At 66.9% G+C, this 14,006-nt stretch carries 9 protein-coding genes; 5 read left to right on the plus strand and 4 right to left on the minus strand.

Annotation, left to right across the window (positions count from 1 at the left end):
- Positions 1-9 precede the first annotated feature (9 nt).
- Together J2P76_RS22445 and J2P76_RS22450 are read right to left on the minus strand one after the other, a co-directional pair.
- Positions 10-4,746, minus strand: a complete 4,737-nt coding sequence (locus J2P76_RS22445) for a glutamate synthase-related protein (protein WP_207410183.1) — start codon at positions 4,744-4,746, stop codon at positions 10-12.
- 394 nt (positions 4,747-5,140) lie between these two features.
- On the minus strand, positions 5,141-5,881 hold the full coding sequence (locus J2P76_RS22450) for a hypothetical protein (protein ID WP_207410185.1): 741 nt from the start codon (positions 5,879-5,881) through the stop codon (positions 5,141-5,143).
- A gap of 194 nt (positions 5,882-6,075) precedes the next feature.
- Between J2P76_RS22450 and J2P76_RS22455 the strand changes: the two genes are divergently transcribed.
- From J2P76_RS22455 to J2P76_RS22465, 3 genes are read left to right on the plus strand one after another with little or no spacing between them, the layout of a single operon-like run.
- Positions 6,076-7,182: an S-(hydroxymethyl)glutathione dehydrogenase/class III alcohol dehydrogenase gene (locus tag J2P76_RS22455; protein WP_207410187.1), complete on the plus strand. Its 1,107-nt coding sequence runs from the start codon at positions 6,076-6,078 to the stop codon at positions 7,180-7,182.
- Positions 7,183-7,214: 32 nt separating this feature from the next.
- A complete protein-coding gene (gene fghA, locus J2P76_RS22460) occupies positions 7,215-8,060 on the plus strand; it encodes an S-formylglutathione hydrolase (RefSeq protein ID WP_207410189.1) in 846 nt (281 codons plus the stop codon).
- A gap of 47 nt (positions 8,061-8,107) precedes the next feature.
- Complete coding sequence (locus J2P76_RS22465; protein ID WP_207410191.1) at positions 8,108-8,800, plus strand: hypothetical protein; 693 nt, start codon at positions 8,108-8,110, stop codon at positions 8,798-8,800.
- Positions 8,801-8,811: 11 nt separating this feature from the next.
- Here J2P76_RS22465 and J2P76_RS22470 read toward each other — a convergent pair whose 3' ends face one another.
- Positions 8,812-9,078 (minus strand): DUF1488 family protein, encoded by a 267-nt coding sequence (locus tag J2P76_RS22470; protein ID WP_207410193.1) that lies wholly within the window; start codon positions 9,076-9,078, stop codon positions 8,812-8,814.
- A 224-nt stretch (positions 9,079-9,302) separates the two neighbouring features.
- Here J2P76_RS22470 and rpoH point away from each other — a divergent pair, with 224 nt between their 5' ends.
- Positions 9,303-10,190, plus strand: a complete 888-nt coding sequence (gene rpoH, locus J2P76_RS22475; RefSeq protein WP_207410195.1) for an RNA polymerase sigma factor RpoH — start codon at positions 9,303-9,305, stop codon at positions 10,188-10,190.
- A gap of 272 nt (positions 10,191-10,462) precedes the next feature.
- Here rpoH and J2P76_RS22480 read toward each other — a convergent pair whose 3' ends face one another.
- Entirely contained in the window at positions 10,463-11,284 is an 822-nt protein-coding gene (locus J2P76_RS22480; RefSeq protein ID WP_207410197.1) for a phosphodiesterase, read from the minus strand.
- Between the two features lie 149 nt (positions 11,285-11,433).
- Here J2P76_RS22480 and J2P76_RS22485 point away from each other — a divergent pair, with 149 nt between their 5' ends.
- On the plus strand, positions 11,434-13,992 hold the full coding sequence (locus J2P76_RS22485; RefSeq protein WP_207410198.1) for a cation:proton antiporter: 2,559 nt from the start codon (positions 11,434-11,436) through the stop codon (positions 13,990-13,992).
- The last annotated feature ends 14 nt before the right edge of the window (positions 13,993-14,006 follow it).

The raw sequence follows: 14,006 nt of genomic DNA on the forward strand, positions 1-14,006 counted from the left end.
GGTTGATCCTTAGGCAGCCAGTTGTTCCGGATTGGCTGCGCGCCACATTTCGCCCAATGCACGGCGGTAGTCGGTCGGCATGACCTTGATGAACTTGCCGCGCGAGGCTTCCCAGTCGCCCAGGATTTCGCGGGCGCGGAAACTGCCGGTGTAGCGGAAGTGGTCTTCGATAAGCCGGCGCAGGATGGTTTCGTCGGTTTCGCGTTCGCCGCCGCGCTGCGCGCTGTGCCAGTCTTCGCGGCTGTTCTGCGCCTGCTGCTCGGCGTGCGGGGCGATGGCTTCGAGCTCGACCATGGACAGGTTGCAGCGGTGCTTGAAGCTGCGGTCCGGATCCCACACGTAGGCCACGCCGCCCGACATGCCGGCGGCGAAGTTGCGGCCCGTGGAGCCCAGCACCACTACCGTGCCGCCGGTCATGTACTCGCAGCCGTGGTCGCCGGTGCCTTCCACCACGGCGGCCGCGCCCGAGTTGCGCACGGCGAAGCGCTCGCCGGCCACGCCATTGAAGAAGGCCTCGCCGGCCAGCGCGCCGTACAGCACGGTGTTGCCGACGATGATGTGGTCGGGGCCGAAGCCGCGGAAGTCGTTGGGCGAGCGCACGATGATGCGGCCGCCCGACAGGCCCTTGCCGACGTAGTCATTGCCTTCGCCCACCAGGTCCAGCGTGATGCCGTGCGCCAGGAACGCGCCGAAGCTTTGCCCCGCGGTGCCGTTGCACTGGATATGGATGGTGTCGTCGGGCAGCCCTTCGTGGCCGTAGCGCGCCGCCAGCGCGCCCGACAGCATGGCGCCCACGGTGCGGTTGCGGTTGCGCACCGGCGTGATGAACGACACTTTTTCGCCGCGCTCCAGGGCGGGCTTGCTGCGTTCGATGAGCAGGTGGTCCAGCGCACCGGCCAGGCCGTGGTCTTGCGCTTCGGTCTGGCGCTTTTCGGTATCGACCTGGGGCTGGTAGAACACGCGGCTGAAGTCCAGGCCCTGCGCTTTCCAGTGGTCGATGCTGGCGCGCATGTCGAGCAGATCGGCGCGGCCGATCAGGTCGTCGAACTTGCGGATGCCCAGCTGCGCCATGATTTCGCGCACTTCTTCGGCGATGAAGAAGAAGAAGTTCACCACGTGCTCGGGCTTGCCCTGGAACTTGCGGCGCAGCACCGGGTCTTGCGTGGCCACGCCCACCGGGCAGGTGTTCAGGTGGCACTTGCGCATCATGATGCAGCCCTCGACCACCAGCGGCGCGGTGGCGAAGCCGAATTCATCGGCGCCCAGCAGCGCGCCGATGACGACGTCGCGGCCGGTTTTCATCTGGCCGTCGGCCTGCACGCGGATGCGGCTGCGCAGGCGGTTCAGCACCAGCGTCTGCTGGGTTTCGGCCAGGCCCAGTTCCCAGGGCGTGCCCACGTGCTTGATCGACGACACGGGCGACGCGCCGGTGCCGCCGTCGTGGCCGGCGATCACGACGTGGTCGGCCTTGGCCTTGGCCACGCCGGCCGCCACGGTGCCCACGCCCACTTCCGACACCAGCTTGACCGAGATCGACGACTTGCTGTTGACGTTTTTCAGGTCGTGGATGAGCTGGGCCAGGTCTTCGATGGAATAGATGTCGTGGTGCGGCGGGGGCGAGATCAGACCCACGCCCGGCACCGAATAGCGCAGCTTGGCGATGTAGTCGGACACCTTGTGGCCGGGCAGCTGGCCGCCTTCGCCGGGCTTGGCGCCCTGCGCCATCTTGATCTGGATCTGGTCGGCGCTGGCCAGGTATTCGGCGGTGACGCCGAAGCGGCCCGACGCCACCTGCTTGATGCGCGAACGCAGCGAGTCGCCGGCCTTCAGGGCCACGTCGGCCTCGATGCGTTCGCCGCCCAGCAGCGACGCCAGGGTGTCGCCGTCTTTGACGGTGCTCTTGCCGTCGCGCATTTCGGCGCGGTAGCGCAGTTCGTCTTCGCCGCCCTCGCCGGTGTTCGACTTGCCGCCGATGCGGTTCATGGCCACCGCCAGCACCGTGTGGGCTTCAGTGGAAATGGAGCCCAGCGACATGGCGCCGGTGGCGAAGCGCTTGACGATTTCCTTGGCCGGCTCGACTTCGTCGAGCGCAATGGCGCGCGCCGGGTCGAAGCGGAACTCGAACAGGCCGCGCAGCGTCATGTGGCGGCGGCTCTGGTCGTTGATGATCTGCGCGTACTCTTTGTACGTGCGGTAGTTGTTGGCGCGCGAGGCATGCTGCAGCTTGGCGATGGAGTCGGGGGTCCACATGTGCTCTTCGCCGCGCACGCGGAAGGCGTATTCGCCGCCCGCGTCCAGGTCGTTGGCCAGCACCGGGTCGGTGCTGAAGGCGGCGCGATGCTGGCGCAGCGCTTCTTCGGCCACCTGGAAGATGCCGATGCCTTCGACGTTGGAGGCCGTGCCGGTGAAGTACTTGTCGACCAGGGCGCGTTGCAGGCCCACGGCTTCGAAGATCTGCGCGCCGGTGTACGACATGTAGGTCGAGATGCCCATCTTGGACATGACCTTGTTCAGCCCCTTGCCGATCGCCTTGATGAAGTTCTTGGCGGCCTTTTCGGGATTGGCCATGCGGCTCAGCGATTCCAGCGCCAGGTACGGGTGGATGGCCTCGGCGCCATAGCCGCCCAGCAGCGCGAAATGGTGCACTTCGCGGGCTGAGCCGGTTTCCACTACCAGGCCGGTGGCGGTGCGCAGGCCGGCGCGGATCAGGTGCTGGTGCACCGCCGAGGTGGCCAGCAGGGCCGGGATGGCGACGCGTTCGCTGTCGACCAGGCGGTCGGACACGATCAGGATGTTGTAGCCGCTTTGCACCGCGTCGACGGCGCGCGCGCACAGCGCCGCCACGCGCGCCTCGATGCCTTCCGAGCCCCAGGCCGCCGGATAGGTGATGTCGAGCTCATAGCTGCGGAATTTCTTGCCCGTGGCCTGTTCGATGTCGCGGATCTGCGCCATGGCGGCGAAATCGAGCACCGGCTGCGACACTTCCAGGCGCAGCGGCGGGTTGACGTTGTTGATGTCCAGCAGGTTGGGCTTGGGGCCGATGAACGACACCAGCGACATCACCATCTGTTCGCGGATGGGGTCGATGGGCGGGTTGGTAACCTGCGCGAACAACTGGCGGAAGTAGTTGTAGAACGGCTTGGCGCGGTTCGACAGCACGGCCAGCGGCGCGTCGTTGCCCATCGAGCCGATGACTTCTTCGCCGGTGGCGGCCATGGGCTCGAGAATGAACTTGTAGTCTTCCTGGGTCCAGCCGAAGGCCTGCTGCCGGTCGAGCAGCGACACGGCCGGCTGCGTGGCCGGGGCGGCCGGCTTGGGCGCGGGCAGCGATTCCAGCTTGATCTGCAGGCGCTCGATCCATTGGCGGTACGGGCGGTTGTTGGCCAGCTGCAGCTTGATTTCGGCGTCGTCGATGATGCGCCCCTGCTCCAGGTCGATGAGGAACATCTTGCCCGGCTGCAGGCGCCATTTCTTGATGATGCGGTTTTCGGGGATGGACAGCGTGCCGGCCTCGGACGCCATGATGACCATGTCGTCGTCGGTGATCAGGTAGCGCGCCGGGCGCAGGCCGTTGCGGTCGAGCGTGGCGCCGATCTGGCGGCCGTCGGTGAAGGCCACGGCCGCCGGGCCGTCCCAGGGTTCCATCATGGCCGCGTGGTATTCATAGAACGCGCGGCGGCTTTCGTCCATTTGCGTATGCTGTTCCCAGGCTTCCGGGATCATCATCATCATGGCGTGGGCCAGCGAATAGCCCGAGTTCACCAGCAGTTCGAGGCAGTTGTCGAACGTGGCGGTGTCGGACTGGCCTTCGTAGACGATGGGGTACAGCTTTTTCAGATCGTCGCCCAGCACGGCCGACTGCATCATGCCTTCGCGGGCGCGCAGCCAGTTGAAATTGCCCTTGACGGTGTTGATCTCGCCGTTGTGCGCGATCATGCGGTAGGGGTGGGCCAGCGGCCAGGCCGGGAAGGTATTGGTGGAAAAGCGCTGGTGCACCAGGGCCACCGCCGATACGGTGCGCGGGTCGGCCAGGTCGCGGTAGTAGCGGCCCACCTGGTCGGCCAGCAGCAGGCCCTTGTAGACCACGGTGCGCACCGAGGCCGAGGGCACGAAATATTCTTTGCCGTGCGCCAGGCGCATGGCCTGAATGGCGTGGCTGGCCGTCTTGCGGATGACGTACAGCTTGCGTTCCAGCGCGTCGGGCACCATGACGTCGGCGCCGCGGCCGATGAACAGCTGGCGGATCACCGGCTCGACCGAGCGCACCGTGGGCGACATGGGCATGTCGACATCCACCGGCACGTCGCGCCAGCCCAGCACGATCTGGCCCTCGGCCCGCACGGCGCGCTCGAGTTCCTGTTCGCAGGCCAGGCGCGAGGCCGTTTCCTTGGGCAGGAACACCATGGCCACGCCGTATTCGCCCGGCGGCGGCAGCACCACGCCCTGCTGGCCCATTTCGTCGCGGTACAGCGCGTCGGGGATCTGGATCAGGATGCCCGCGCCGTCGCCCATGAGCTTGTCGGCCCCCACCGCGCCGCGGTGGTCGAGGTTTTCCAGGATCTTCAGGCCCTGCTGGATGATGGCGTGGCTTTTGCGCCCCTTGATATGGGCGACGAAACCGACGCCACAGGCGTCATGTTCGTGCTCGGGACTGTACAGGCCCTGCGGCGCCGGAATGCCGATGCGGCGGGCATCGATGGGCGTTTCCGCCGGGCGACAGGAAGTATCTTGGGAAGTAGGTGACATGGCGCGCTCCGCAGGGATCTGCGTCGGAATGTTGCAGTGCAAGGGCACGACGATACTGCGGCACGGCAGGGGGCGCAATAAGAATAAATAGGGTGTGTCCCTTAATAATAAGTATCAAGTCTCTGATGTAAATATAAAGGGACGTATTATTATTTCATCCAAATCAATGGGTTGAATGGAAGGGTAAAACCATCGTAGTGAATTCCACTGGGTTTCAACCGTGAAAGCCGATGTTTTGTCCCCATAATTTTGTAGTGAATGCGCGGCATGCGCACAGGCAACTCAGGTGTCAGGCTCCGCCAGGCGCCTGACACCGTACGACTGAGACGACTGCGGCATACAGCGGAGTCAGGCACCTGGCGGAGCCTGACACCTGAATGGTGCGCTGCAAAAATCAGGTGCTGGGGGTGCCGTTGCCGCCGGGGCCGGTGGCCTCGGCCGGCTTCTTGCGGGGGCGGCCGCGCTGGCCGGGCGCCACGCGGCGGCTGGCGGTATGGGCCAGGCTGGCGATGAAGTTGGGGCCGCCCAGCGCCCACTGGCCGGACACAGCCTGGTCGATGCGCTGGCTTTGTTCGCGCGACAGGCCCTCTTGCAGGCGGCGCCGGTAATTGGCCTGCCGGTCGAACGGCGTATTGCCGCAGGCCCAGTAATCGGCGTGGTCGGACTGCCAGGGCGAAGGCGGCGTGGCGGCGGCGGTATTGCCGGTATGGCTGCCGGCCGACGACCAGGGCCAGGAATCGGGATCGTGGGCGCTGCCGCTGCGCACCGGATAGGTTTCCAGCCAGACCAGCGCGGGCAGCACCCATACGCCGGGTTCCAGCAGGGCCGAGCGGTAGCGCCCGGCGAACACGCGGCCCCCGCGCAGGCGGGCCGCCAGGTTGCGGCCCAGCGTCTGCATCAGGCGCGGCAGGCCTTCTTCGTCGGCGGGCGTGGCCAGCAGCAGGATGCGGTCGTTGGCCAGCACCCAGCCGTGCACCGCGACGCGATGCCGTTGGGCGGAATCGCCCAGCCAGGCCGCCAGCTGGTTCAGGACGTCTTGCGGCGCCGGCTGCGACGGGGCGGCCAGCGGCTGGACGAAGTTGGCCTGCACCAGCTGGGGCAGCCCGGGGGCGTACAAACGGGGCAGACGGGCCATAGGGTTTGGGGGCGTGCGCGGCCGAAAGAACGTTAGGGTCGATCAACTATATATAAATAGTGCCATAACCGTCGAGGGGTCAAGCACCGCCAGCAAACATTTGCACCCAACCCCCGCAAGCCGGTGCGCCTGTGCAGGTTAACATCGGGCGTTGAAACGCAGCAGTTGCGGAAATACCTGGACAGGAGCCTCGCATGAAGACCAAAGCCGCCGTCGCCTGGAAAGCCGGAGCCCCGCTCACCATCGAAGAAGTCGACCTGGAAGGCCCGCGCGCCGGCGAAGTACTGATCGAAGTGAAAGCCACCGGCATCTGTCACACCGATTACTACACCCTGTCGGGCGCCGACCCGGAAGGCCTGTTCCCGGCCATCCTGGGCCACGAGGGCGCGGGCATCGTGGTGGACGTGGGGGCTGGCGTTACGTCCCTGAAAAAGGGCGACCACGTCATTCCCCTGTATACGCCTGAATGCCGCCAGTGCAAGTTCTGCCTGTCGCGCAAGACCAACCTGTGCCAGGCCATTCGCGCCACCCAGGGCAAGGGCCTGATGCCGGATGCCACCTCGCGCTTTTCGCTCGACGGCAAGCCGCTGTTCCACTACATGGGCACGTCCACCTTCGCCAACCACATCGTGGTGCCCGAGATCGCCGTGGCCAAGGTGCGCGAAGACGCCCCCTTCGACAAGATCTGCTACATCGGCTGCGGCGTGACCACGGGCGTGGGCGCCGTGGTGTACACCGCCAAGGTCGAGGCGGGCGCCAACGTGGTGGTGTTCGGCCTGGGCGGCATCGGCCTGAACGTGATCCAGGGCGCCCGGATGGTGGGCGCCGACAAGATCATCGGCGTCGACCTGAACCCCGAGCGCGAGGCCATGGCCCGCAAGTTCGGCATGACCCATTTCGTCAACCCCAAAGAGGTCGACAACGTGGTTGACCATATTGTCCAGCTGACGGACGGTGGGGCCGATTACTCGTTCGAATGCATCGGCAATACGCAGGTCATGCGCCAGGCGCTCGAGTGCTGCCACAAGGGCTGGGGCCAGTCCATCATTATTGGCGTGGCCGAGGCCGGCGCCGAGATCAGCACCCGGCCATTCCAGCTGGTGACCGGCCGCCAATGGAAGGGTTCGGCCTTCGGCGGCGCGCGCGGCCGCACCGATGTGCCCAAGATCGTCGACTGGTACATGGAAGGCAAGATCAATATCGACGACCTCATTACCCACACCCTGCCGCTCGAACGCATCAACGAAGGCTTCGACCTGATGAAGCGCGGCGAATCGATCCGTTCGGTGGTGCTGTACTGAGCGCGCCGCAGCCCATGAGCAAGGAAGCAAGCATGGCAGACCTGGAACTGATTTCGCAGCACCGCTGTTTCGGCGGCTGGCAACGCTACTATCGCCATGCCTCGGCGCAGATCGGCCTGCCCATGCGGTTCTCGGTGTATGTGCCGCCGCAGGCCGGGCAGGGCCGCGTGCCGGTCCTGTTCTACCTGGCCGGCCTGACCAGCACCGAAGAAACCTTCATGATCAAGGGCGGGGCGCAGCGGCTGGCCGCCGAACTCGGCCTGATGCTGGTGGCGCCCGACACCAGCCCGCGCGGCGCGGGCATCGCCGGCGAAGACCAGGACTGGGATTTCGGCACCGGCGCGGGCTTCTACCTGGACGCCACCGCCGAGCCGTGGCGCGCCCATTACCGCATGGAAAGCTATGTGGCCGACGAACTGTACGGCATCGCCACCAGCCAGCTGCCCGGCGACGCGCAGCGCACCGGCATCTTCGGCCATTCGATGGGCGGGCACGGCGCGCTGGTGCTGGCGCTGCGCCATCCGCGGAAATTCCGCTCGGTGTCGGCTTTTGCGCCCATTGCGGCGCCCATGCGCTGCCCGTGGGGGCAGAAGGCCTTCAACGGCTACCTGGGGGCCGATACCGAAGCCTGGAAGGCCCATGACGCCAGCGAGCTCATGGCCCGCGCGCGGCAGCCGTTTCCGCGCGGCATCCTGGTCGACCAGGGCCTGGCCGACGGCTTTCTGGCCGAGCAGCTGTACCCCGAAGCCTTCGAACAGGCCTGCCGGCAGGCCGGCCAGCCCCTGACGCTGCGCCGCCACGCCGACTACGACCACGGCTACTACTTCATCGCCACGTTCATGCACGACCATCTTCGTTTCCACGCCGATCAACTTTAGGGGCGCCGCGGCACCCGGCCGGCGCCCGCATCCATGAGGATCGCCCAGTGATCAACGGTTTCGCCCCCTTTGTCTGGATGGCCCTGGCGGCCCTGGTGGTGCTGCTGCCCGGCCTGGCGCTGTTGTTCGGCCGGGGCGGGCCGCGCGATGCCGCCGGGCGGCGGGTGTTCCGGCTGCGGCCTGTGCGGCGCCTGTGCGGCGCCCTGCTGATCGCCCTGGCGGGCGTGTCGGCCATGCTGGCGCTGACCCTGGTGCAGTTCCTGCGCCTGACCATCGACGCGCCGGTGGCCAGCGTGCAGATCCACGAGCAGGCGCCGGGCCGGTTCCTGCTGACGGCCCAGGCGCCCCCCGGGGCGGCGCCGCGCATGTATCCCTTGGCGGGCGACCAGTGGCAAATCGATGCCAAAGTGGTGCGCTGGCGCCTGCCCGCGCTGCTGGCCGGGGTGCCGCCGCTGTACGCGTTCGAGCGGGTATCGGGCCGCTACAGCGACGTGGCGCGCGAACAAAGCGAACCGCGCAGCGTGCATGCGCTGAGCGACTGGCCGGTGCCCGACCTGGCCGTCCTGAAACGGGTGTTTCCCAACTGGCTGCCCTTTGTCGACGTGCAGTACGGCAGCGCGGCCTACATGCCCATGCTGGACGGCGCGCGCTATACCGTGTTCATGGACGCGCGCGGCGCGGTCGTCATCCGCCCCGACGGACAGGCCACCGAAGAGGCGCTGCGCCGCGCCGGCTGGTAGCGGGGGCGGCCTCAGCCATCGTCGAAATCCCCGGCGCCCAGCTTGATGGGGCCGTCCGAGGGCACCCATTGCGTCTTTTTTGCAAGTGCCTGGATTTTTTCCTCGGCATGCTCGAAGGCGCGCAGCAGTTCGCTGCCGGTGCCGTCGGCAGCGCCGAAATAGCGGCGCAGCGCATCTCCGGAGATCTCGAACGGCCGGGTGACGCCGCCGGTCTCCAGTTCGAAGACTACGTCATCGCCCTGGGCCCGGGCGCGGGTGGCTTTGGCGAATGCACTCATGCAGGCTCCTTGGATGGCAGGGCGCAAGGCCCGGAAGCCGCCGCGCGGCAAGCCGCGTGCCAGGCACGGCGGCGCCCCGGCCGCCGCGGTGAACTAATGGGGACGCACTAAGGCCCGGCCCCGGGGAACTCTGATGCGTTGCAGCAGTCGAATTAGCACTCGTATATAGAGAGTGCTAACATCAATCCAATACCGTCATTCCCCCTTTCCTGGAGACCGTCGCCATGAAACAACCCAGCAGCTCGTTGGCCCTGTCCGGCAACGCCCTGGCGTTGGCCATCGCCAATCCAGGCTCGCTTGGCACTATTGAAGCCTACATTTCGGCCGTCAACCGCCTGCCGGTGCTGACGGCCGAGCGTGAAACCGAACTGGGCCGCCGCCTGCGCGACCGCGACGACCTCGACGCCGCCCGCGAACTGGTGCTGTCGCACCTGCGCCTGGTGGTGTCGGTGGCCCGCCAATACCTCGGCTACGGCCTGCCCCATGCCGACCTCATCCAGGAAGGCAATGTCGGCCTGATGAAAGCCGTCAAGCGCTTCGATCCCGAACGTGGCGTGCGCCTGGTGTCGTTCGCCGTGCACTGGATCAAGGCCGAAATCCACGAATTCATCATCCGCAACTGGCGCATGGTCAAGGTGGCTACCACCAAGGCGCAGCGCAAGCTGTTCTTCAACCTGCGCAGCATGCGGCCCGACGGCCAGACGCTCGACCCCGAACAGGTCGACCGCATCGCCCAGGAACTGAACGTGCGGCGCGAAGACGTCAGCGAAATGGAAGTGCGCCTGTCCGGCCGCGACCTGTCGCTGGAAAAGCAGGACGACGACGACGAGGCCTTTGCCCCCATCGCCTACCTGTCCGACGAAGGCCGCCAGGAACCCACCCGCGTGCTCGACCGGCGCGACCACGACGAACTGCAGGGCGCCGGCCTGGCCCACGCCCTGCAGGCGCTCGATCCGCGTTCGCGCCGCATCATCGAAGCCCGCTGGCTGCAAGACGACGGCGGCATCACGCTGCAGGAACTGGCCCAGGAATTCGGCGTCTCGGCCGAGCGCATCCGCCAGATCGAATCCGCGGCCCTGAAGAAAATGCGCGGCGCGCTGGCGCCCGCCTGATCGTGCCCGGCGGCGCGGTAACATCCTGATTCAAATTCGCGCCGCCCAATTCCACAGGCCTGGAAACTTAATCTTCGCCCGGGCGCCTAACACTTGTAGACCGCATTACCGGTACCCGGTACGCAGTCTTGTCATCCGTTTCGGCTTCTCCTCTTTCCCCTCCCCTATGAAACGGATGCTTGCGGGGCACCTTGCATATCGGTGCCCCATTTTTTTTGCCCGTCGTTTTTGCGGCGCCGGCGGCTTCCGGCCCGCGCGCCGCGGCCCGGCCCTCAGGCCGCCTGCGCTTCGCGCCACGTGACCGCATCGACGCGGCGCACGCCGGTCGCCAGCGAACCATCGCGATACAGCTTCAGCCAGCGGTAGCCCGGGGCGGCCTCGTCCAGCACGTGCCGGCCGTCGCGGATGGCGAACTGGAAACAGGTCGACGGCGTGGCCAGCATGCGCAGATGGTGGCGGCGGCGGTCGAACGCCTGGTGTACATGGCCCCACAACAGCACCCGCGTGCGCGGCAGGCAGGCCAGCTGCTGGAACAGAGCCTGGGCATTGTCGACCATCATGTCGTCATGCCACTTGCTGTCCATCTGCACCGGGTTGTGATGCAGCGCGACCAGAATGTGGCGGTCGCCCGCCAGGGCGGCCGCGCGTTCCAGCAACTCGAACTGCGCATCGTCAATGTGGCCGCCGTTCGAGCCCGGCACGCTGGAATCCAGCAGGATGATGCGCCAGGCGCCGATGTCGGTGACCGGCTGCGTCCACAGCCCCAGGGCGTGGCGCAGCGCGTGCGGGTCGTCGTGGTTGCCGGGCAGGCAGCGCACCGGCCAGTCGGTCTGTTCCAGCAAATGGCGCAGCCGCTGGTAAGAAGCCGGCGAGCCGTCCTGCGACAGGTCGCCCGTGGCCAGCAGCAGGTCGGGCCGGTGGCCATTGGCGCGCACCTGGTCCAGAACGGCGCGCAGGCTGGCGTCGGTGTTCACGTGGCACATCACGCTTTCCGGCTCGGCCAGCAGGTGCGTGTCGGTGAGCTGAACCACCAGGATCGGTGCGTCGGCGCGGCCGGCGCTGGAATTCGAGGCCGGCAAAGGGCTCTCCCGCATAGCTGAAACGTCAGTACCTTACCCAAAAAAGCGCCGGGGCCGGGCATCGCGCGGCCGGGGACGCGTAACGAAACGTGGATGTCTCGGCCTGTCGGCAAAAACGCTATTCTTGGCGTTCCGTACTCGCGTGCTTCATCTGATCGCACTTCATGGATATTGGTTTCATCGTATTTGGCCTGTCCGGCCTGCTGACGCTGGTGTGCTTCATGCCGCCGCTTGCTGGACGGGTCAAGCTTCCCTATTCGGTGCTGCTGGCCATCGTGGGCTGCCTGCTGGGCATTGGCCTGCACCTGCATGGCTGGGCGCCGCCGGTGCTGGGCGACTTGTTCGACACCATCGAACGCTTCGAGATTTCGTCAGAAACCTTCCTGATGGTGTTCCTGCCGGTGCTGCTGTTCGAAACCGCATTGGCCATGAACGTGCGGCGGCTGATGGACGACATCGGCCCCATCCTGATGATGGCCATCGTGGCGGTGGTGGTGTGCACCGTGGTGGTGGGCTTCGCGGTCAGCGCCGTGTCGTCGTACGGACTGGTGGCCTGCCTGCTGCTGGGCGCCATCGTGGCCACCACGGATCCGGTGGCGGTGGTGGGCATCTTTCGCGAAGTGGGCGCGCCCCGGCGCCTGACCACGCTGGTCGAAGGCGAAAGCCTGTTCAACGACGCGGCGTCGATCGCCCTGTATTCCGTGCTGCTGGCGGTGCTGGGGGGCAAGGGCACGCTGTCGGTGGGCGGCGTGTTCAACGATTTCGTTTTCCATTTCGTGGGCGGCGGCATCGCGGGCTACGTCATGGGGCGCGGCGCGTGCGTGCTGTTCGCCTGGCTGCGCGGCTTTCCCACCGCCGAGATCACGCTGACGCTGACGCTGGCCTACCTGTCGTTCTTCATTTCGGAACACTACCTGGGCGTATCGGGCGTGGTGGCCACCGTCATTGCCGGCCTGGTGGTGGGCTCGGCCGGGCGCACGCGCATGTCGCCGGTCACTTTCGAGCACCTGGCAAGTTCGTGGGAACAGTTCGGATTCTGGGCCAATTCGCTCATCTTCCTGTTCGCGGCCATGCTGATACCGAAGCTGATGGCGGCCGCCGACCCCGAGGAACTGCTGCTGGTGGCCGTGGTGTTCGTGGTAACGCTGGCGGCCCGCGCCATCGTGGTGTTCGGCCTGCTGCCGCTGCTGGGGCTGACGCCCCTGGGCACCAAGGTCAGCACCCCCTACAAGACCGTGATGCTGTGGGGCGGCCTGCGGGGCGCCGTGTCGCTGGCCCTGGCGCTGGCCGTGACCGAGCAGGATGCGGTGCCGGAAGAGGCGCGCCAGTTCATTGCCGTGGTCACCACCGGCTACGTGCTGGCCACGCTGTTCATCAACGGCATCACCCTGCGGCCCCTGATCCGCATGCTGGGCCTGAACCAGCTGTCGCCCGTGGAGCGCACGATACGCAACCAGGCGCTGGTGGTGGCCCTGGAAGACCTGCAGGACAAGACCGACGAAGTGGCCAAGGCCGACCACATCAGTGCCGAGGCCAGCGAGCGCATCCACGCGGTGTTCGACGGCAGCCTGGCCAGCGTGCATGACAGCCAGCTCGGCCAGATGACCGACGAGCAGCGCGTGGCGGTGGGCCTGGCCATCGTGGCGCAGCGCGAACAGGAAATGTTTTTCGGCATCCTGAAGGCGCAGATCGTTGACTGGCGCATGGCCGAATCGCTGCTGGCGCGTTCCGAACGCCTGGAAGACGCCGTGCGCACCGGCGGCCTGGCCGGCTTCGAGCGCGGCATCGAAGCCGACGTGCGCCATTCGAAAGCCTTCCGGCTGGCGCTGCGCATGCACTATATGTTCGGCTTCCAGGGCTGGCTGGCGCGCGAACTGGGGCAGCGCTTCGCCAACCTGATGACCAAGCGTTCGGTGGCGCAGCGCCTGATCTCGTTCGCGCGCGAACAGATCGCGCCGCTGCTGGGCGAGGCCGCGGCCCAGCAGATCGTGGCCGCGCACCAGCGCCGCCTGGACCTGATCGAACACGCCCTGCAGGCGCTCAACCTGCAATATCCGTCGTATTCATTGTGGCTGCAGGAAAGCCACCTGGGCCGCACCGCGCGCGAACTCGAACGCATCCGCTACCACGACATGCTGGAGCAGTCGCTGATCAGCGGCGAGGTCTACGCCGACCTGATGGGACAGCTGAAAAGCCGCTGGCGCCACATCGACCGCCATCCGCCGCTGGACATGGAGCTGGGCGCGGCCGAGCTGATCACCCGCGTGCCGCTGTTCGAAGGCCTGAGCGCGGATTCGCTGCGCGCCATCAGCAAGCTGCTCAAGCCGCGCCTGGCGCTGCCCGACCAGCCGGTGCTGACGCGCGGCCGGCACGGACAGGAAATGTGCTTCGTGGCATCGGGCGCCGTGTCGGTGCAGTTGCCCGACGGCACCGCCATCGAGCTGGGCAGCGGCGAATTCTTCGGCGAGCTGGCGCTGCTGGGCGAACAGCAGATCAACCCGGATGTGCATTCGCTGGGCTACAGCAAACTGCTGATGCTGTCGCTGCGCGACTTCGAGGCGCTGCTGGCGCGCGACCCGAACCTGCGCGAGCGCATTCAGGTCGTGGCCAAGCAGCGGCTGCGCGCCATCGAGGTATGGAAGCAGTTTTCGCAAACCGGCACCACCACGCCGCCCGCGCCGCCCGGCCCGCCGGCGGCCGGCGCCGCTCCCGCCGACGCGTGATCGGGCGGGGCCGC

Source organism: Bordetella petrii (genome assembly GCF_017356245.1).
Taxonomy (GTDB): domain Bacteria; phylum Pseudomonadota; class Gammaproteobacteria; order Burkholderiales; family Burkholderiaceae_B; genus Bordetella_A; species Bordetella_A petrii_D.

Coding starts and splice junctions, on each gene's coding strand:
- J2P76_RS22445 (WP_207410183.1), bottom strand. CDS start 4,746: ATGTCACCTACTTCCCAAGATACTTCCTGTCGCCCGGCGGAAACGCCC.
- J2P76_RS22450 (WP_207410185.1), bottom strand. CDS start 5,881: ATGGCCCGTCTGCCCCGTTTGTACGCCCCCGGGCTGCCCCAGCTGGTG.
- J2P76_RS22455 (WP_207410187.1), top strand. CDS start 6,076: ATGAAGACCAAAGCCGCCGTCGCCTGGAAAGCCGGAGCCCCGCTCACC.
- fghA (WP_207410189.1), top strand. CDS start 7,215: ATGGCAGACCTGGAACTGATTTCGCAGCACCGCTGTTTCGGCGGCTGG.
- J2P76_RS22470 (WP_207410193.1), bottom strand. CDS start 9,078: ATGAGTGCATTCGCCAAAGCCACCCGCGCCCGGGCCCAGGGCGATGAC.
- rpoH (WP_207410195.1), top strand. CDS start 9,303: ATGAAACAACCCAGCAGCTCGTTGGCCCTGTCCGGCAACGCCCTGGCG.
- J2P76_RS22480 (WP_207410197.1), bottom strand. CDS start 11,284: ATGCGGGAGAGCCCTTTGCCGGCCTCGAATTCCAGCGCCGGCCGCGCC.
- J2P76_RS22485 (WP_207410198.1), top strand. CDS start 11,434: ATGGATATTGGTTTCATCGTATTTGGCCTGTCCGGCCTGCTGACGCTG.